This is a genomic window from Anabaena catenula FACHB-362 (assembly GCF_014698735.1).
GTDB lineage: Bacteria > Cyanobacteriota > Cyanobacteriia > Cyanobacteriales > Nostocaceae > Anabaena > Anabaena variabilis_A.
On the sequence record NZ_JACJTQ010000019.1, the window covers coordinates 1 to 18,865 of the forward strand.

General features: G+C 40.3%; 16 protein-coding genes and 2 pseudogenes. 11 read left to right on the forward strand and 7 right to left on the reverse strand.

The annotated features are described in order from the left end of the window. From H6G68_RS13645 to H6G68_RS13660, 4 genes and pseudogenes are all read left to right on the forward strand, one after another. Positions 1–153 (forward strand): annotated as a pseudogene (locus tag H6G68_RS13645) (photosystem II D2 protein (photosystem q(a) protein)); the annotation flags it as partial. Next, a complete protein-coding gene (psbC, locus tag H6G68_RS13650; RefSeq protein ID WP_190907141.1) occupies positions 137–1,525 on the forward strand; it encodes a photosystem II reaction center protein CP43 in 1,389 nt (462 codons plus the stop codon). The pseudogene H6G68_RS13645 and the gene psbC, both read left to right, overlap by 17 nt. 156 nt (positions 1,526–1,681) lie before the next feature. Beyond that, positions 1,682–1,864 (forward strand): PCP reductase family protein, encoded by a 183-nt coding sequence (locus tag H6G68_RS13655; RefSeq protein ID WP_016950782.1) that lies wholly within the window; start codon positions 1,682–1,684, stop codon positions 1,862–1,864. Between the two features lie 35 nt (positions 1,865–1,899). Beyond that, a complete protein-coding gene (locus H6G68_RS13660) occupies positions 1,900–2,523 on the forward strand; it encodes a Uma2 family endonuclease (protein WP_190907142.1) in 624 nt (207 codons plus the stop codon). 69 nt (positions 2,524–2,592) lie between these two features. On the opposite strand, the gene H6G68_RS13665 is transcribed toward H6G68_RS13660, so the two are convergent. From H6G68_RS13665 to H6G68_RS13675, 3 genes are all read right to left on the reverse strand, one after another. After that, positions 2,593–3,606: a DPP IV N-terminal domain-containing protein gene (locus tag H6G68_RS13665; protein WP_190907143.1), complete on the reverse strand. Its 1,014-nt coding sequence runs from the start codon at positions 3,604–3,606 to the stop codon at positions 2,593–2,595. A 273-nt stretch (positions 3,607–3,879) separates the two neighbouring features. Continuing rightward, a complete protein-coding gene (locus H6G68_RS13670) occupies positions 3,880–4,731 on the reverse strand; it encodes an SWIM zinc finger family protein (RefSeq protein WP_190907144.1) in 852 nt (283 codons plus the stop codon). 121 nt (positions 4,732–4,852) lie between these two features. Continuing rightward, positions 4,853–8,068, reverse strand: a complete 3,216-nt coding sequence (locus H6G68_RS13675) for a DEAD/DEAH box helicase (RefSeq protein ID WP_190907145.1) — start codon at positions 8,066–8,068, stop codon at positions 4,853–4,855. A gap of 584 nt (positions 8,069–8,652) precedes the next feature. Here H6G68_RS13675 and H6G68_RS13680 point away from each other — a divergent pair. The 3 genes and pseudogenes from H6G68_RS13680 to H6G68_RS27780 all read left to right on the forward strand — a co-directional run bounded on the left by H6G68_RS13680 (position 8,653) and on the right by H6G68_RS27780 (position 11,841). Then, a complete protein-coding gene (locus tag H6G68_RS13680; protein ID WP_190907146.1) occupies positions 8,653–10,809 on the forward strand; it encodes a polyribonucleotide nucleotidyltransferase in 2,157 nt (718 codons plus the stop codon). A gap of 371 nt (positions 10,810–11,180) precedes the next feature. Beyond that, the gene (locus tag H6G68_RS13685) at positions 11,181–11,429 is read left to right on the forward strand and encodes a hypothetical protein (protein ID WP_190907147.1); all 249 of its coding nucleotides are present in this window, start codon (positions 11,181–11,183) and stop codon (positions 11,427–11,429) included. Next, positions 11,422–11,841: pseudogene (locus H6G68_RS27780) on the forward strand (putative toxin-antitoxin system toxin component, PIN family). The gene H6G68_RS13685 and the pseudogene H6G68_RS27780 overlap by 8 nt, the downstream one beginning before the upstream one ends. 271 nt (positions 11,842–12,112) lie before the next feature. Here H6G68_RS27780 and H6G68_RS13695 read toward each other — a convergent pair. Then, a complete protein-coding gene (locus tag H6G68_RS13695) occupies positions 12,113–12,652 on the reverse strand; it encodes a pentapeptide repeat-containing protein (protein WP_190907148.1) in 540 nt (179 codons plus the stop codon). Between the two features lie 145 nt (positions 12,653–12,797). Here H6G68_RS13695 and H6G68_RS13700 point away from each other — a divergent pair, with 145 nt between their 5' ends. Both H6G68_RS13700 and H6G68_RS13705 read left to right on the forward strand, forming a co-directional pair. Then, complete coding sequence (locus H6G68_RS13700) at positions 12,798–13,091, forward strand: Ig-like domain-containing protein (RefSeq protein ID WP_190907149.1); 294 nt, start codon at positions 12,798–12,800, stop codon at positions 13,089–13,091. Positions 13,092–13,359: 268 nt separating this feature from the next. After that, on the forward strand, positions 13,360–13,623 hold the full coding sequence (locus H6G68_RS13705; protein WP_190907150.1) for a DUF3146 family protein: 264 nt from the start codon (positions 13,360–13,362) through the stop codon (positions 13,621–13,623). 18 nt (positions 13,624–13,641) lie between these two features. On the opposite strand, the gene H6G68_RS13710 is transcribed toward H6G68_RS13705, so the two are convergent. The 3 genes from H6G68_RS13710 to ntcA form a co-directional block, all read right to left on the reverse strand. Then, positions 13,642–14,079 (reverse strand): pre-16S rRNA-processing nuclease YqgF, encoded by a 438-nt coding sequence (locus tag H6G68_RS13710; RefSeq protein WP_190719160.1) that lies wholly within the window; start codon positions 14,077–14,079, stop codon positions 13,642–13,644. Between the two features lie 105 nt (positions 14,080–14,184). Further along, entirely contained in the window at positions 14,185–15,633 is a 1,449-nt protein-coding gene (locus H6G68_RS13715) for a DUF3084 domain-containing protein (RefSeq protein WP_190907151.1), read from the reverse strand. A gap of 189 nt (positions 15,634–15,822) precedes the next feature. Beyond that, positions 15,823–16,494 (reverse strand): global nitrogen regulator NtcA, encoded by a 672-nt coding sequence (gene ntcA, locus H6G68_RS13720; protein ID WP_016950792.1) that lies wholly within the window; start codon positions 16,492–16,494, stop codon positions 15,823–15,825. Positions 16,495–17,299: 805 nt separating this feature from the next. On the opposite strand from ntcA, the gene fabI reads away from it, so the two are divergent. Next, positions 17,300–18,076, forward strand: coding sequence for an enoyl-ACP reductase FabI (gene fabI / locus H6G68_RS13725; RefSeq protein WP_190907152.1), 777 nt, complete (start codon positions 17,300–17,302; stop codon positions 18,074–18,076). Positions 18,077–18,171: 95 nt separating this feature from the next. Continuing rightward, positions 18,172–18,768, forward strand: coding sequence for an imidazoleglycerol-phosphate dehydratase HisB (gene hisB / locus H6G68_RS13730; protein ID WP_190719167.1), 597 nt, complete (start codon positions 18,172–18,174; stop codon positions 18,766–18,768). Positions 18,769–18,865 lie beyond the last annotated feature (97 nt).

Here is an 18,865-nt window from a genome sequence, read left to right on the forward strand (position 1 = left end):
TTACGGGCAGCAGAAGACCCAGAGTTTGAAACTTTCTATACCAAAAACATTTTGCTGAACGAGGGTATCCGCGCTTGGATGGCTCCTCAAGATCAACCCCACGAACAGTTCGTATTCCCAGAGGAGGTTCTACCACGTGGTAACGCTCTCTAATAGATCATCAGTCATAGGCGGTGGACGTGACCAAGAATCAAGCGGTTTTGCTTGGTGGTCCGGTAACGCACGTTTAATTAACCTATCCGGTAAACTGCTTGGCGCTCACGTAGCCCATGCTGGTTTGATAGTCTTCTGGGCTGGAGCAATGACTTTATTTGAAGTTGCTCACTTCATTCCAGAAAAGCCTATGTACGAACAAGGCTTGATTCTTCTACCTCACCTCGCCACATTAGGTTGGGGCGTTGGTGCAGGTGGTGAAGTATTCGACACCTTCCCCTACTTTGTAGTTGGTGTACTGCACTTAATTTCCTCTGCTGTACTAGGTTTTGGCGGTATTTATCATGCCGTTCGTGGTCCAGAAACCTTAGAAGAATACTCTTCTTTCTTTGGTTATGACTGGAAAGACAAGAACAAGATGACCAACATCATCGGCTTCCACCTGATCATCTTGGGTAGTGGTGCGTTGCTGTTGGTACTGAAGGCTATGTTCTTCGGTGGAGTTTATGATACCTGGGCCCCAGGTGGTGGTGACGTTCGGGTGATTACTAACCCCACATTGAACCCAGCTATCATTTTCGGCTATTTGATTAAAGCCCCCTTCGGTGGCGAAGGCTGGATTGTCAGCGTCGATAACATGGAAGATGTTATTGGTGGACACATCTGGATTGCATTAATTTGTATTTCCGGTGGTATCTGGCACATCTTCACTAAGCCTTTTGCTTGGGCGCGTCGCGCTTTCATCTGGTCTGGTGAAGCTTACCTATCCTACAGCTTGGGTGCTTTGTCCTTGATGGGCTTTATTGCTTCCATCATGGTTTGGTACAACAACACAGTTTACCCCAGCGAATTCTTTGGTCCTACCGGTCCTGAAGCTTCTCAAGCACAAGCTTTAACCTTCTTGATTCGTGACCAACGCTTAGGTGCTAACGTCGGTTCTGCTCAAGGTCCTACCGGTCTGGGTAAATACTTGATGCGCTCTCCTACTGGTGAAATCATCTTCGGTGGAGAAACCATGCGCTTCTGGGATTTCCGTGGCCCTTGGTTGGAGCCTTTACGTGGTCCTAACGGTCTTGATTTAGAAAAAATCAAGAATGATATTCAGCCTTGGCAAGCTCGTCGCGCTGCTGAATACATGACTCATGCTCCTCTGGGTTCTTTGAACTCTGTAGGTGGTGTGGCTACTGAAATCAACTCCTTCAACTACGTGTCTCCTCGTGCGTGGTTAGCTTGTTCTCACTTCGTGTTAGGTTTCTTCTTCCTCATTGGTCACCTTTGGCATTCTGGTCGCGCCCGCGCCGCTTCTGGTGGATTTGAGAGAGGTATTAACCGCGAAAATGAACCAGTTATGTTTATGGGCGACCTAGACTAGGTTTTGTTCAGATTTATTTCATCACTGACAATATAATGTTTTTATAGCTCTTGCTTTACAGCAAGGGCTTTTTTTATGGTTTGTTTGGCTTTGAATATGACACAATTTAATGATTAACACTCTTTCTAAAATATATAAAAGAGGAGGCAAATTATTATGGAAAACTTAAATTTTGATACTTTGCAATGGACAGCAGAAGCCCAAGTAAAGTTAAAGAATATTCCTTTTTTTGTTCGCACCCAAGCTCAAGCAAGAATTGAGCAGTTAGCACGAGAAGCAGATCAAGAAGTAGTGACAGTGGAACTGGTTGAAAAGGCTAGATTAGAGTTGGGACAGTAAAAATGAATATCTAGAGCTTTTTGGAGTTGATAAAAATGACAATAGCCAGACATCGTGCTGATAGAGTGATGCTTTACAACATCAGTTGGCAACAGTTTGAAAATCTGCTGCAAGATTTGGGAGAAAGTCGCGCTGCTAGAGTGGCTTATGATGATGGAACTTTGGAAATTATGACACCTTTACCAGAACACGAATATTATAAAGAAGTAATTAGTGATGCAGTTAAGGATATCGGTGAAGAGTTGGATTTAGACTACACCAGTTTGGGTTCAACTACCTGGAAAAAACAACGCGAAATGGCAGGAGTAGAACCTGATAATTGTTTTTATTTTCAAAATGAAGCATTAATTAGGGGGAGGTTAGATTTAGATTTACGCCGAGATCCCCCTCCTGATTTAGTATTAGAAATTGATGTTACTAGTAAGTCTTTAAATCGGTTGCCAATTTATGCTCGTTTGGGTGTACCAGAAATTTGGTGTTATGATTCTGGTGAATTAAAGATTTATCTTTTGCAAGATGGGGAATATGTGGAGTCGGAGAAAAGTTTGGTATTTCCTAGCTTAGAAATTCGGGAATTACCAAAATTAATTGAGCAAAATCGAGCAAATGGTAGGAGGGCAATTCGGAAGGCGGTACGGGAGTGGGTGAGGAGAAATTAAGCTAATAAAGTGAGTCTTATCAGAACCCATTGACTAGTTTCAACGCTATATCTACTAAATCAAGCATTCTTATTTAGTGAGTTTAGTCGTACCTGAGCCATCTGAGTTGATTACATAAATATTGCTATTAGAGATAAAAGTAGGAGATTCAAAAGCGATTTTTTTACCGTTGGGTGACCAAGCAGGGCTACCATCCGAGCGTCTGGAATTACGTCGATTTTTGGTGATATTAATTAGTTTTGAAGTGCCAACATTAATTATGTAGATGTTATCCATCGATCCAAAAGCAATTTGTTTGCTATTAGGTGACCAAGTAGGATAACTAAAAGATTCAGTGTTTACCAAATGACGTAACTTTGAGCCGTCAGCATTCATTACATAAAGCTGGCTTGAGAAACCCTTACAAGCCTTAGATAAAAAAGAAATCTGTTTACCGTCTGGTGACCAAGCTAGGTCGCTAAGAAAATGTTTAGTTACACCTTTTAACAGGCTAATTTCTCCTGTACCATCTGCATTGACAGAGAAAATATTAAACTTCGATAAATCACAATTACTGTTGGAAAGCAGAATTCGTTTCCCATCAGGTGACCAAACTGGATTTGAGTACGAGTATTGCAGTTGAATTAGTCCCGAACCATCAGCATTCATTACATAAGTGGTAAGCTCATTTCTAAAAGCAATTTTTTTTCCATCTACAGACCAGGCAGGGAAATAATTGTAATTATTGTGGTTTACCTTCGGTGTTAAAAGAGTCTGCCTGGAACCATCAGCATTCATGACATAAATTCTTGTGTTGAACCTGTCTGTGTCACGGTCAGAAACAAAAGCAATTTGCTTGCCATCTGGTGACCAAGCTGGTTGATAATCTCTCGCTGGATTCTTACTTAAATTAGTCTGTTGGGAACCATCAGCGTTCATGACGTAAATTTCCTGATTGCCATCACGACCAGAGACAAAGGCAATTTTCTTACCATCTGGTGACCAAATAGGGAAATTATTACCAGATGGGTTGCTTGTTATTCCCGATATTGATGGTTTTTCTTCAGCTATGACCCTATTTCTGAAAAGAAAATTACTACTCAAAATCCCTAAAAATGAGAGTAGTAGGCAAGCATAAATAAGACTAAATAGTTTATTTCTAGAGGAGAATTTTTTCTTCATTCATTAATCACCATAAATTAACTGGTAAATTCAAAGTAGGACTTTTAAACTAAAATCATGCTAGTTAAATTTCATACCTATACTTACATTTCTAATATAGCAGGAGGCCTCCTGCCCTCTGCCTCCTGCTATAAGATAAAAAATTAGTCGCTACTTACTGGTATGGATAGAAAAAAGAAATTATTTAATTTTCAGTTAACTTCCTCCCACATTCATCGCTGCTAAAACAGCTTTTTGGCTCACATCTTTGTAAACAGTATCTAAATATTTCGTCACCACATCCCCGGCAGGTAAAGCTACATTTTCCTCTTCTTTGGCTAGGGGAATTGGGCCTAATACATCTAATACTGTCTCACTACCTGATGGTGCAATCACTACCAAAGAAGACTCTAAAGGCTCATCATATTGCCAGAAAGAGTCAATTTTAATTGAGTATTGGTTAGAAGCAGCTAAATCTGGAACACCAGGTTTTTCCTGTTCTAGAGATGCTGTTCCCGATTTCTCTAAATTTCTCGCACTGCGTAAATGGCGTAAATCACTGATAATTTGCTCTTTTGTCCGTCCTCGTAATTGAAATAAAACAAATGGGTCTTCACTGAAACGGTCGCCTAACTGATAATAAACAGCACCTACGTGTTTACAAGGATTGACTTTATCAGGACAAGAACATTTGCTGTGAACGTCACCTAGAGTAAAAGGAAATAAAGAAAGGCCGTTACTTGTAAAAACTTCTTCTATATTTTGTGGCATTTCTCCTGCTAGTAACTTAGCAGCATAAATTGCCTTTTTGGACATAGTTTCAATTACATAACCCCATTCTTCATCACTAAAAGGGTCAAGAGAAAGAGAAACTTTATAAGGTTCGGCTTCACTACCTTGAACTCTTGCTAATACTTTTGCTCTTTTAAATTCAATACTCAAAACATTTCCTTGTCTAGAATAGGTTCTTGCCCTTTCTAAACGCTTTTTGAATCGATAGGCATCTAGTAAATCAAGCCACTGTTGTGACCACCATTCTCGACTTGCTTGCAAGGTATCGTTAGTCATAAATAAATTAAACTTTGTGACAGATAATTATTGAAAAATAAACCGCAGATAAATTATTTATGTGTATTTTCTATATCTAGCTACGGTTATATATCTTCTAGACAATATTTTTACCATAGGTCTATTCTTCATCTTCATCAATTATTGCATTTCGATCAAGTAATAGTAAATTGCGAAGTTGGTTTGTGTCCATTTCTGTTAACCAGTCTTCACCCCCACCAACCACTTGTTCTGCTAATTGTTTTTTACTTTCAATCATGTCATTAATTTTTTCTTCCAAAGTTCCCGTACACACAAATTTATGCACTTGGACATTCCTGGTTTGTCCAATTCTAAAAACTCGGTCTGTAGCTTGATTTTCTACTGCTGGATTCCACCATCTATCAAAGTGAAAAACATGATTTGCTCTAGTTAAATTCAAACCGACACCACCAGCTTTCAATGATAAAATCATGATTGGTGGACTTTCAGGATCATGCTGAAAACGGTCAATCATTTCTTCACGTTGCTTTTTAGTGGTACTACCATATAAAAACAATATTTCTCGATTCAGCTTTTTTTCTAAATGCGGCTTGAGTAATTTACCCCATTCTGCAAATTGGGTAAAAATTAAAGCCCGGTCATTTTCTGCTAAAACTTCTTCTAACATTTCCTCCAATCGTTGCAATTTAGCTGAATTATGTTTTTCTAAAGTTGCCAATTTTAAATATTGTGCTGGGTGATTACAGATTTGTTTTAGCTTAATTAATAATGCTAAAATCATTCCCCTGCGCTGCAAACCTTCTGCTGATTCAATTTCAACTAAAGATTCATCGACTAATTTTTGATATAGTTGCCCTTGTTCGGCACTGAGTCCGCAAAATACTGTCATTTCTTGCTTTTCTGGCAAGTCTTGAATAATATCTTTGTCAGTTTTTAAACGTCGCAGAATAAAAGGTTGAACTAAAGAACGTAATTGACTCAAAGAAGCTGTGTCACCATACTTTTCAATAGGCATGGCAAATCGGCGTTGAAAAAATTGTTTATTACCTAAATAACCAGGATTCAGGAAATCTAAAATAGACCATAATTCTTGCAATCTATTTTCTACAGGTGTTCCTGTTAAAGCAATACGAAAAGTAGTTTTTATTAGCCGAATTGCCTGAGATTGCTTTGCGTCTGAATTTTTGACATTCTGGGCTTCATCTAAAACAATTATTTGCCAATTAATGCTTTGAAATAATTTAATATCGCGGGGAATTAATGCATAACTAGTAATTACTAAATCATGCTTTTGTACTATTTCCGTAAATGCCTTACCTTTAGGGCGTTTATCACCATGATATTCAAAAACCTTGAGTGTTGGTGCAAATTTTTTCACTTCCTTTTCCCAATTTCCCATCACAGAAGTGGGACAAACTAACAAAGTTGGATTTTCTAGTACATTTTCTTCTTGAAGATGGAGTAGAAAAGCAATAAATTGAATTGTTTTGCCCAATCCCATATCGTCTGCTAGACAAGCACCTAAACCCCAACGTTCTAGGAAAGCTAACCAAGCTGCACCTCTTTCTTGATAAGGCCGTAATTGTCCCCGGAAACTTGCAGGTGTAGGTAAAGGTGCTATTGCTTGATTATTAGTTAATGCCCCAATCAATTCTTGTAATGCACCGGAAGCTTCAAAACTAACAACTGGTAATTTTTCAATTACTTGTGTATCCCCTGTACTAATACGTAAAGCATCTTCTAATGATAAAGACATTTGTTCTTTACGAGATGCAAAAAAGTTTTGCGCTGTTTTAATATCTTGGGAACGCAATTCTACCCACTCGTCATTAATTTTTACTAGTGGACTATTTAAAGCTACCAATTTATCAAATTCAGTTTTAGAAATTGTCTGTCCACCAATTGCTAATTGCCACTGGAAGTTGAGCAGACTTTGTAAATCCAAACGTCCTTGTTTTTTCTGAGGTGTTTCTACGTTAATTTTTAAACCTAAGCGGTTAGCCCATCCTTCACGGTTGGCTAAACTTGGTGGTAAAATCACTCCTAAACCGCTATCTTCTAACCTCCAAGCTACAGACCTGATAAATTCATAAGCCTGCATGGGTGTAAGATGACAAAATTGAGGAGATTCAGTTTCTAAACTGGGGGCTATAACTGGATACAATCGAGAAGCTAAACCCAAACCTCGCAAAAATATTTCTTGGGGTTGTTCAATGGTGCGATTTTGATAAATTAATTGTTCTGTAGGGTTAGCCCAAATAGTTTGTGCATTTACTAAAAATTCAGAATCATCTGCGGCTTGTAGAAAATAAGCCAATACCCAATTTGTTTCTCCAGTTTCTGGAGGAAGCAGTTGAAAAGAAGTATGAAATGAAGCTTTTCCTGTTAATTGATATTGTAATGGCACTGTCCAAGCTTTTAGCGCGGCTTCAAGTCTTTCCACTCCCATTGCATCTGCATTAATTGTATTAGATACACCAGTTAATGCTTGTAACCAATGCTGTACCGCAGATGGTAAAGACATCATTTCTCTAGTTTCAATTGAAGATTGAGAACCAAGCATATCGCGCAGTTGGGCATCTATTATACTGTTGAGAAAACCAAAAATTAATTCTTGTGGTTCTATAGGTAAATCAACTGCTAAGTTACTTTTAATATCTTCTTGATTTTGCTGATATGTACGACAAGCTAAGGGCATTTTAGCGGCAAAATTTTCTAGACGAGTAACGTCTACAGCACTATCTAAAAGTACCTGCCATTGAGCAACTGAAGAACCAGCTAAGTCGTTTTTAATAGTGGGTAAAAATTTACAGCGCGAGATTAGATCTAAACTCCAACGCGCTACTTGTACCCAAAAACGTAAATCTCCTCCTAAAAAGGCATCTTTGCCATCAGTTGAACTCAAGGGTAAGGAAGTGAGAAATTTAATGGCTGCGTTGGGTTTGAGACAAAAACCTTCTACTCTCCAAGGTTGTAGGTATTTGTGCGAGCTGATATCAATATCTAAACTAGCAGAATGTATTGGATAAATTAAAGCATCTTTTTCTATAAAAATTGTTGTTAAATCAATGACTTGGGAATGTATAGGTAAAGTTTTTTCTGCCTTAATTGTAGCTTTACGTCCTTTGACGGTGCTAACAGCAGATGATATTGTTTGGATATAATTGGAAATTTTTAAATTACGCGATTCCAACCAATCACTTAACTCATTTGGTGTCATTGCCAAGGGATGTGATGGAATTTCTCCTGATGTAATAGATTCAAGATTAACCTGTAAATTTCGCCAAGTTTCTCCCCAAATAAATAAACAATTATTTTGATTTTTTAGTAACCAACTACCGTGTAAAATTGCCATGTTTTAAATTTAAAAATGATTGACTAAATCAAGATTGAATTTGAATTTCGTTTTTGCATTTCCTACTCCTCGCGTCCTTGAATGCGACTAACCTGCTGGGTACGAGGCTGTAATGTTCAATTTGGTGTTTGTAACTAATCTATAGCAACCGCCAAGGTGGTTAGGACACCAACTGTTAGCGCAGGTTGGCGTAAGCCATTTATAAAATCTAGACACCAAAAGACTTTTCACGCTGTCAAGAGTCACCTGCTATATAAATGAATCTCCGTGTCAAAGCGTCTGTCCATCTGTATCAACCTGAAAGTGAAAGGGTATTATACCAAGACCGACTAATTACTTATCAAAAAAACTCGACCCGTCCCCGCGTCTCCCCATCTGAAGCGTCAGATCTAATTATAAGTCTTTAACCGGACACAATATTAGTGGGTGGAGATGGGGTAGATGCGCTGATCATGTATTGGGCTTTGTGTTGACTGAGTGGTTAACCTTGTTTATCTTTGTATTCAACAGAAGCCGTCCATAGTGCATAAATGTTAGGATTGCCACAGAGAGAGAATAGCGTGCATAGAAGGAAAAAAAACTGAATGGCAGAAGTTGATAAGTCAATATCCTTTGATGGACGGGATATTCGACTCAAAGTTGGACTATTAGCACCCCAAGCGGGTGGGTCTGTGTTGATACAATCGGGAGATACAGCTGTTTTAGTGACAGCTACGCGATCGCAAGCCAGAGAAGGCATTGATTTTCTTCCCCTGACTGTAGACTATGAAGAAAGATTGTATGCAGCGGGCAGAATCCCCGGTGGTATCATGCGCCGAGAAGGTCGTCCACCAGAAAGAACGATTCTTACCAGCCGTCTAATCGACCGTCCTCTACGTCCTCTCTTTCCTTCATGGTTGCGGGATGATTTGCAAGTAATTGCCTTCACCATGTCAATGGATGAGCAAGTACCACCTGATGTATTAGCTGTAACAGGCGCTTCTATTGCTACCCTGATTGCCCAAATTCCCTTTAATGGACCAATGGCAGCAGTACGGGTAGGCTTAGTGGGTGATGATTTCATTATTAACCCCACCTATGCAGAAATTGAAGCCGGAGATTTGGATCTCATAGTTGCTGGTTCACCAGATGGTGTAATCATGGTAGAGGCGGGAGCCAATCAGTTGCCGGAACGCGATATTATCGAGGCGATTGATTTTGGTTACGAAGCAGTGCGGGATTTAATCCAAGCGCAGTTAGATTTAGTAGAAGAACTGGGTCTAAAGATAGTGCATGAAGCACCACCGGAAGTAGACCAAACACTAGAAAACTATATCCGCGATCGCGCTAGTGCTGAAATTAAAAAAATCTTGTCGCAATTTGAGTTAACTAAACCAGAACGCGATGCCGCTTTAGATGTAGTCAAGGATCAGATAAAAGACGAAATTCAAGCCCTTCCAGAAGAAGATCCGATTCGCACTGCCGCAACTGCAAATAGTAAAGCCCTTGGTAATACCTTTAAGGACATTACTAAATACTTTATGCGCCGTCAAATCGTTGAAGACAACGTTCGCGTTGATGGTCGCAAACTAGATGAAGTTCGACCTATATCTTGTCAAGTTGACGTTTTACCCAAGCGGGTTCATGGTAGTGGTCTATTTAACCGGGGTCTAACTCAGGTATTATCCACTTGCACTCTCGGCACACCGGGAGATGCTCAAAACCTCAATGATGATTTGCAAGCTGACCAACACAAGCGCTACCTACATCATTATAACTTCCCTCCTTTCTCCGTTGGCGAAACCAAACCTATGCGTGCGCCAGGAAGACGGGAAATTGGACATGGGGCGCTGGCAGAAAGAGCAATTTTACCTGTTCTACCCACAAAAGAACAATTCCCCTACGTCATCCGCGTAGTTTCAGAAGTACTTTCTTCTAACGGTTCCACCTCAATGGGTTCAGTCTGTGGTTCTACATTAGCTCTCATGGATGCTGGTGTACCCATTATTAAACCTGTTAGTGGTGCAGCAATGGGTCTGATTAAGGAAGGGGACGAAGTGCGAATCCTCACCGATATTCAGGGTATTGAAGACTTTTTGGGTGACATGGACTTCAAAGTCGCTGGTACAGATACTGGTATCACTGCTTTGCAAATGGATATGAAAATATCTGGTTTGTCTTTGGAAGTTATTGCTCAAGCTGTTCATCAAGCCAAAGCGGCTCGGTTGCATATTCTGGACAAAATGCTCCAGACTATTGACACCCCACGTGCTGAAACTTCAGCTTATGCCCCACGCCTGTTGACTATCAAGATTGATCCCGACATGATTGGTCTAGTCATTGGTCCCGGTGGGAAGACGATTAAAGGCATCACTGAAGAAACTGGTGCAAAAATTGACATCGAAGACGATGGCACAGTTACCATTTCCGCAGTTGATGAAAGCAGAGCCAAGAGAGCGCGTAACATTGTCCAAGGCATGACTCGCAAGTTGCATGAGGGAGATGTTTACGTAGGACGTGTAACACGGATTATACCTATTGGTGCGTTTGTGGAATTCTTGCCAGGAAAAGAAGGCATGATTCACATTTCTCAACTAGCTGACTATCGTGTTGGTAAAGTTGAAGATGAAGTAGCCGTTGGTGATGAAGTGATTGTCAAAGTGCGCGAAATTGACAATAAAGGTAGAATTAACCTGACACGCTTGGGTATCCACCCAGATCAAGCAGCTGCGGCGCGGGAAGCTGCGGCGGTGAATCGTTAAATCGATTAAGGATTTTAGATTTTGGATTAGGGATGAATCGCAAATCTAAAATCCGCGATGCCTTTTACAGCAGGCATCGCTGTATGATTTTTTTAATTATTATGAATAGAGTTACAACAGGGAATAGGGAACTCTTAACAGGGAACAGGCTTGAAACTCTCTTTTTATAAAGCTTTGTTCTTAAATTTTGTAAATCCTACAACCTGAAATCTGCTGTATTTAACTGGCGGTTACGTGAACTAAGCCTACATATTTTAATGGCATACTTTGCGTAATAGTACAGCGCCAGATTAAATCAATCGCACTAAATTACCGAGAATTAAAAGATGAGATTATGATTATAAAATAGAAGGATTAGAGGTAAGCAAGATATGGCTACTAGAGAAGAAATTACTATTAAAGTGCCGTCCGATATCGCCGAAGCTTATCGCAGAGCGACAAAGGAAGAACAGGAACAAATTCAGTTAAAGTTTGCATCAATTATGCAGTTAAATTTTTTCAACTCTAGAAAAGATGCGGTTCAAAGACTTAGGAAAACTATGGATGAAGTTAGTAAAGAAGCCCAAGCAAAAGGTTTAACCCCTGAGATTTTAGATTCTATTTTACAAGATGATGAATGAGCGGCGATTTATTTTTGATGCAAATGTATTGGTGAGTGCATTTTTATTTAGTCAAAGTAAGCCACGTCAGGCACTAGACAAATCCCAAGATATAGGAATTATTTTGTTGAGTGATTCTGTTTTTACAGAAGCTCAAGAAGTTTTATCACGTCCTCAATTTGACCGTTATATAACTTTGTCAAAACGCAAGTAATTTCTAGAAATTTTAGCAGAAACTGCCGAGTTTATTAACATCACTGAACAGGTAAATGAATGCCGAGATCCTAAAGATAATAAATATTTAGAATTAGCTGTAAGTGGAAAAGCGGAATGTATTATTACAGGCGATGAAGATTTGCTTGTCCTCAATCCCTTTCAACAAATTTATATTTTAACAGGTCAGAATTTCTTAGATAAAATTAATGTTGGTTGATACAAGATTAGCGTTCATTACTTAGCATTCATTACACTGTTATCAAATTAAAATTTGCAAACGATGTGGGAAGTGAATTAGCAATAGCAAAATATTGTGTTTGCTTCCAGCGGATATTGCGGATATTGATGATGTAGAAATATTTATACGGTTAATTATAGTTCATTAATGTTGGGTATTGTTCCATTGCTCCGCGTTCACGCAGTGTCCCGCAGGGATACGTTCACGTTCCACAAACCAACCTACGAGGAATTGCGATTCCACTACTCCTTTACTTACTGATGGATTTCCACTCTCCGAAATAGGGTCCGCTTTGGACAGTGCCATCGGGCATGATAGTATCCCAAATTACATTCATGGCTCGACATATAGCGTCGTGGGCAATGGAAGCATCTCGGAAATCAGCACGAATGAAAACGTTATGCTCACCACCATACAAAAATCTAGCTTTACGAAAAATAGCACCAATGGCACTAGCCTGATACAAGTGACTTCCAACCAAATCAGCACCAATCAAATAACACCTAAACAAATTAACACATTCCAAATTAGCATCCCTGATAATCGCACCATCTAACCGAGCTTCTATCAAGGAAGCACCAAAGAGATCGGCTCCAGTCAGATCGGCTTCACTCAAACAAGCGAAACTCAGATCGGCTCCACGGAAATTAATATCTCGCAAGATGGCACCTCCGAGGTCAATCCAGTTTCGCCCACAGTTTTTGTCTCTAACTACCACAGCCCCAGCGAAGTTTCGCTTACCGGAAGCATATTTTTTCAACAACTCTTCAGTGGTAATTTCCCAAACCATGATTTAACCTCCAATTTCTTTTCTAATTTCAAATATAGTGCTACTAATCTATGGTCTACCCTATTTGATGACCCCAGCTTCAACCACACCCTCCAAATCACCGACCTCCCCACCGAACAACTAGCCGAAGCCCAAATCACTAATTATGACCCCCAAGGTCGCCCCAACGGTGGCACAATCCTCATCGACTGATGCCAATGGAATCGGCTGGTTCATCGATCCCACCCCCAACGGCAGAGTAGAACTGGGTACAGCAGCACATGGCAGCAACATCATTAACCCCGACAGCATTCTTACTTACACACCCAACAACAACTTCGTCGGTACAGATACATTCACCTACATCGTCCTAGACAACAACGCCATCTCCAACGAAGCAACAGTTAGGGACTTCCAGTTAAAAAATATTCCGATTTGTAGTACAGATGTAGGGGTTTAGCATTGCTAAACCTCATTTGGCATAGCACTAAAAAATTGAATAATTTATTTTTTGGTACTCTATTAGTGCGATATCGCTTGTGGTGAGTGGAATGCGATCTCTGTATAATGCTTGGTCTAATCGAACACTACTGCAAATAACTAGCGACATCCTTAAGAAATGAGAGTTTCAGGTTCTTTGCCAATTTGTCAATTTCAGGGATTTTTGGTACATAAAGATTAAGTAACCTACATGGTTGACTGTTATCCCATACTCGACATAAAGCATAGTGAGTGCTAAACGTCTACCAGAAACTACCGCCAATGTCAGAATCACTCGCCAATCTTGGCAACATGGCTTTCTTGAAGGTGAAGTGAGCGCAGGTGATTTTGAATGGCATTTTGAATGGCATTTCCGCCGGGGAGAACTATCTGTGAAGCCTTCCCAGGGTCGTGCTTTAATTAAAGAACCTCTCGGCCGCTTTTTGGAAAAACAAGATTACCAGCTAGAACCAGGGGGAGATTATGCTTTTACTATTCGGGCTGAATTGTAATTAGTTATTAGTTATTAGTCATTGGTCATTAGAACTATTGGCAGTTAAGCGATTGAGGTAGCGTTCAATTAAGAGAATAGCCACAATGTCATCTATTGGTCTTGGTGGTTGTCGCATACCCTTGGGTAATAGTTTGGTGATTCCTGTGGGTGGAAACATCTGCCAATAGCGATCGCGTGCTTCTAAAGTGCTATAGCGCTCATCGACTAAAATTATATTCAGCTTGTCTGTTAATTCCTGATTTAATTGCTGTTTCCACTTCTTGGCAGTTGTTTGGTCGCCCATTACGACTAAAGAAACTGGGAATTTCTGGCGCAGTGATTCAATGTGAGCGATCGCATCGGCAGCAGGCACAACTTGATGATAATACAGTTGCCGATCCAGTCCCATCACTGCCACACCACATTTATCTCGACCGGGATCAAAGCCTAAAATTGCTGGTTGTGTATTAGTCATTGGTCATTAGTCATTGGTCATTGGTAATAATTATTCTCTCCCCATCTCCCCATCTCCCCGTGTCTCCGCGTCTCTCCATTGGTCACCTGTTACCTGTCACCTAATTTACGTGCTAAAAATAACTTGCCCATTAAAGATTGCTACTAGTTTGACTCTCAGCGGACCCGCTGTATAAGTATCAGCCGCCGCTATTGCTTTTATTTCCACAGGTTGTTCAAACTGCTGCAATTGGTTAAAAAAGCGTAAAAAAGTACCATCTATTTGCACAGTTTCGACTATGCCAGCATTTCGGGCGCGAAATTGAGAAGCGGAAATCAGTAAATCAATTCGTTGGCGCAGTTGATAAGATGTCATAGTTTTCATATCAGCAGAGGTTGTCGCCAATACCTGATCTGTGGAAAATACCAGCAGATTTCGAGATGCATCAGCAAAAAATTCTATCTGCTTTTCTCCTCTAACATAATTACCCGCAGAGAAAATCCGCACCACATATTCTCGACCATCATCAATCTGCTTGATCAGTTGCTCAACCTTGTCTTGGGTTAAACGCAATAGTTCCGTATTTCCAGTAGTTGTCCCTGGTTCAGCTAATTGAATATTAGCAGTGCGGTTAGCTTCCTGTAGAATTTGGATAACTACCTGACGAGCCGCAGCCGGTTGAGTGACGCGAACTACACCAGATGCTATGACTTGTCCGCGAACTAAAGCCAGCTTACCTAAACGTAGGTCACGGTAAGACTGATAATATTTTTCTAGCCTTGCTACTTCCTGTTCTAAATATTCTTGCTGTTTTTCCAATTCTTTGAGGCGAGACTCCCTTGTAGCAATTACTTGCTCTCGCTTTTGAATTTCTAGATTACGATTTTGAATAAGTTGGTCTAACTGGGCAATTTTCTGATCGCGTTTTTCAATAGCTGTCTTCGCTTCATCAATTGCTTTTTTTGCCTCTGTATATAGTCGCTGACGTTCTGTCTTTAATTGTTCAACAGCTGCTTGCAATGTCTGTCTTTGATTATAAAGACTCTGTAGTTCAGCTATGGATTTTTGGTACTGAACAACTACTTCACCCAGTCGGCTTTGAGTTCCTTGGAGTTGAGCTTGAGTTTTAGCTTGTTGGCTAATGGTGCGGTTGAGTTGTGCTTGTGTGATTCGTTGTTTGGCATTGACCGCTTGCAATGACTTATTGATTTCCTGTAAATCTTGCTGTGCTTGAGCTTGGTCTTTTCTAGCTTGGTTTAGCTGATTTTCTACTTGGCTTTTTTGGGTTTCTGCCGTTTTTAGTTGTTCCCGCTTGTTTCTGAGGTCTCTTTGAATATCCTCTAACTCAAAAACCCCTTTCCTCAATCCTTCGTCAGCGGCAAATAAAATCGCTAGAGTTGAGGCGGAAATTAAACCACCTGTAAAAATAGTGACTAGTACTGCCGTTTTTTTGGGACGAAGGTTGAATAGTGAGAGACGTGCTTTGCCAACTCGTGTGCCGATGCGATCGCCCACGGTGGCAATTACGCCTCCCAAAATTAAAATTGCTGCGATGAGGATGTACCCGGTGGTCATCTTCAGCTACCGTTCACGTAGTGTGTCGGAGGCATAATGCTTCCAGATACAGCCTACTACTTTCAACCCTGTTCTGGTGGGGGATAGAGATTGGCAAGGCCAGAAATTACTCAATTTTTAGATTTACCTCCGATTGTGGGTGTCCTTTCTGAAAACAAAACCTGTCCCAACTCATTCCCCCAGTAGCTTTTAAGTAAATTGTCTACTCAAGGTGACAGGCTTATGCACAGTAATTTTTTTCTTGTGAATCGAAATCATTTTTTTCTCACGCAAATCTCCGAGTAACCTGGTGACGGTGACACGAGTAGAACCAATTGCTTCAGCGATCGCTTGATGAGATAACTTCAGATCAATAGTGATACCATCGGCACAAGGAACACCAAAATCTCGACAAAGAATTAACAGAAAACTTATCAACCTAGAACCCATATCTCGGTGAGCGAGGGTTTCAATCATCATCTCTGTCTGGAGAATCCGTGAAGACAGACCCCGCAACATCAACATGGATAATTCGGGATTTTCCTTAAGAGCTTGCTCCACTTGTTCAATTGGTGCTGAAAGCAATTCTACAGCCGTAAAAGCGACTGCATGGTAAAACCTATCAGACTTGTTACCCGTTAGCAGTGACAACACACCAAACACACTATTTTCCCGCAGCAGCGCTACCGTTATTTCTTCTCCTGCCTCGTACACCCTGGAAAGTTTCACAGCACCCTTGAGAAGAAAATAAACTCGTTCGGCAGGATCGCCGGGAAAAAAGATAGTTTTGTTGCGTTCAAACGTTTCCACAACCGGCGGAAACGCTCCGGTCGCCATCTGACGAAAAACATTTGCTAGGGCTTTATCTTGTGTCACGATCATCTACCTTCCCCTACCCAATGCCGGAAAAACAAAAACTGATTACCTAAGAATACACCTGAAAAATCAAGAAAGCACCGTCAACCTTTTTGTTTTTTCCTATACTCAAATTTAATTCTTCATAGTTATTTGTTTATTATGATACATAATTATTGTTATTTTTAGCCAGGAGTTGTTGATAAGTGGTTTCATAAACTCAAATAAAGAGGTTTTTTCTCTAAAAATTTTCCATATCTTTATAACTTCTTAAACAATCAGCAGCAATTTTGTTGCCCTCAACACCCTGACTGAAAACAAGCCAACCGGCAAACGGACACAAGCAACAGGTAGAAGGAACTAAGTTTTTTGATGTATTCCGGTGACGTAGTTCCAGAGGGCTACTAACTCTTAGTGAAATTAAAAATTAAAAAAATTAAAAAAATTAAAAAAATTAAAAAAGCTTATTCAACAAGCTTTTTAGCGCTTCTAAGTATGTGCTTCATTTCTCCTAACCTGTACGACTTAATGAGAATTTTCGCCAATCCCGTAGTCAACAAAATTAAAGGAATTGAGAATACAGTAGTGCTTCTTGGCGATTCCTAATTGCCAATACCATCAATTACGTGACCTCCTTCGAGATAAGATTTCAGCCAAAAAAGAATTTTTGACACATTTTGTGCAATGGGGCGGCAGATGAAAATCACTATCAGCTAATCGCAGCATAAATCTCTCCTCTCCACCTATAACTCCTTACACCTAAACTACTTCTTTGTCAAAATAGGCTCAGATTCTAGTATGCTCCTATTGGTTGATCAAATTAACAATTTCTATGCTGAATCTGTCTGGAAAAAACGCCTTAGTAACAGGTATTGCCAATAACCGCTCAATCGCCTGGGGTATTGCTCAACAACTCCACAAAGCAGGGGCTAACTTGGGTATTACCTACTTGCCAGATGAAAAAGGTAAGATGGAGAGAAAAGTGGCGGAGTTGGTAGAACCCCTGCAACCCAGCTTATTCCTCCCTTGCAATGTAGAAAATGACGAGCAGATTAAATCGACCTTTGAGACAATCAAACAAGAATGGGGGAAAATAGACATCCTCATTCATTGCCTAGCGTTTGCAAACAAAGATGATTTAAGTGGAGATTTTAGTCAAACTTCCCGTTCTGGTTTCAATAAAGCTTTGGAAGTTAGCACTTATTCACTAGTGCAGTTAAGTGGTGCTGCTAAACCTTTGATGACAGAAGGAGGTAGTATTGTTACTCTCACCTATTTGGGCGCAGTCCGAGCCATTCCCAACTATAACATCATGGGAGTTGCTAAAGCTGGATTAGAAGCAAGTGTACGTTACTTAGCTGCTGAACTAGGTCAACAAAATATTCGGGTGAATGGGATATCAGCAGGACCCATCCGCACTTTAGCATCTTCAGCAGTAGGTGGGATTTTGGATATGATTCATCATGTTGAACAAGTCGCTCCCCTGCGTCGTACTGTCACTCAGTTAGAAGTCGGCAATACAACAGCTTTCTTGTGCAGTGATTTAGCCAGCGGTATTACTGGGCAAATCCTGTATGTAGATGCAGGATATGAAATCATGGGAATGTAATAGGGACAAATCAAGTCAAAAGTCAAAAGTCAAAATTAGAAACCTAATGACTAATGACTAATGACTAATGACTAATCACCAATGACCAATCACCAATGACCAATCACCGCATTGCCACAGTTCACCGCACCACGGGTGAAACTGATGTCCATGTCACCATCAACCTCGATGGTACAGGTATCTGTAAAGCCTCGACAGGTATTCCCTTTTTGGATCATATGTTGCATCAAATTTCCTCCCACGGACTATTTGACTTGGATATTCAAGCCAAAGGGGATTGGGAAATTGATGATCACCACACCAATGAAGATGTCGGTATTACCTTGGGACAAGCCTTACATCAAGCACTGGGGAATAAAAAAGGTATTGTCCGCTTTGGTAATTTTCTCGCACCTTTAGATGAAGCTCTAATTCAAGTAGCATTAGACTTTTCTGGACGACCTCACCTCAGTTATGGCTTGCAACTTCCTACTCAACGGGTGGGAACCTATGATACTCAATTGGTGCGTGAATTCTTTGTAGCTGTAGTCAATCATAGCCAAATGACGCTGCACATTCGCCAACTAGATGGCATTAATTCCCATCATCTTATTGAAGCAACTTTTAAAGCCTTTGCTAGAGCCATGCGAATGGCAGTAGCAATTGATCCACGCCGTGAGGAGACTATTCCTAGTTCCAAAGGTGTGCTATAAGTTACTACTGAAAGTTTCACTCAGCTACTCGGTTGACGATAATTAACACATTAAATAGAGACAGTTATTATCGTCCTACCGAGCAACTTGTAATTAA

Excerpts from the sequence above, each read along its gene's own strand:
- H6G68_RS13655 (WP_016950782.1), top strand. The coding sequence starts at position 1,682 with ATGGAAAACTTAAATTTTGATACTTTGCAATGGACAGCAGAAGCCCAA.
- H6G68_RS13660 (WP_190907142.1), top strand. The coding sequence starts at position 1,900 with ATGACAATAGCCAGACATCGTGCTGATAGAGTGATGCTTTACAACATC.
- H6G68_RS13670 (WP_190907144.1), bottom strand. The coding sequence starts at position 4,731 with ATGACTAACGATACCTTGCAAGCAAGTCGAGAATGGTGGTCACAACAG.
- H6G68_RS13675 (WP_190907145.1), bottom strand. The coding sequence starts at position 8,068 with ATGGCAATTTTACACGGTAGTTGGTTACTAAAAAATCAAAATAATTGT.
- H6G68_RS13680 (WP_190907146.1), top strand. The coding sequence starts at position 8,653 with ATGGCAGAAGTTGATAAGTCAATATCCTTTGATGGACGGGATATTCGA.
- H6G68_RS13685 (WP_190907147.1), top strand. The coding sequence starts at position 11,181 with ATGGCTACTAGAGAAGAAATTACTATTAAAGTGCCGTCCGATATCGCC.
- H6G68_RS13695 (WP_190907148.1), bottom strand. The coding sequence starts at position 12,652 with ATGGTTTGGGAAATTACCACTGAAGAGTTGTTGAAAAAATATGCTTCC.
- H6G68_RS13700 (WP_190907149.1), top strand. The coding sequence starts at position 12,798 with ATGACCCCCAAGGTCGCCCCAACGGTGGCACAATCCTCATCGACTGAT.
- H6G68_RS13710 (WP_190719160.1), bottom strand. The coding sequence starts at position 14,079 with ATGACTAATACACAACCAGCAATTTTAGGCTTTGATCCCGGTCGAGAT.
- H6G68_RS13715 (WP_190907151.1), bottom strand. The coding sequence starts at position 15,633 with ATGACCACCGGGTACATCCTCATCGCAGCAATTTTAATTTTGGGAGGC.
- ntcA (WP_016950792.1), bottom strand. The coding sequence starts at position 16,494 with ATGATCGTGACACAAGATAAAGCCCTAGCAAATGTTTTTCGTCAGATG.
- fabI (WP_190907152.1), top strand. The coding sequence starts at position 17,300 with ATGCTGAATCTGTCTGGAAAAAACGCCTTAGTAACAGGTATTGCCAAT.
- hisB (WP_190719167.1), top strand. The coding sequence starts at position 18,172 with ATGACCAATCACCGCATTGCCACAGTTCACCGCACCACGGGTGAAACT.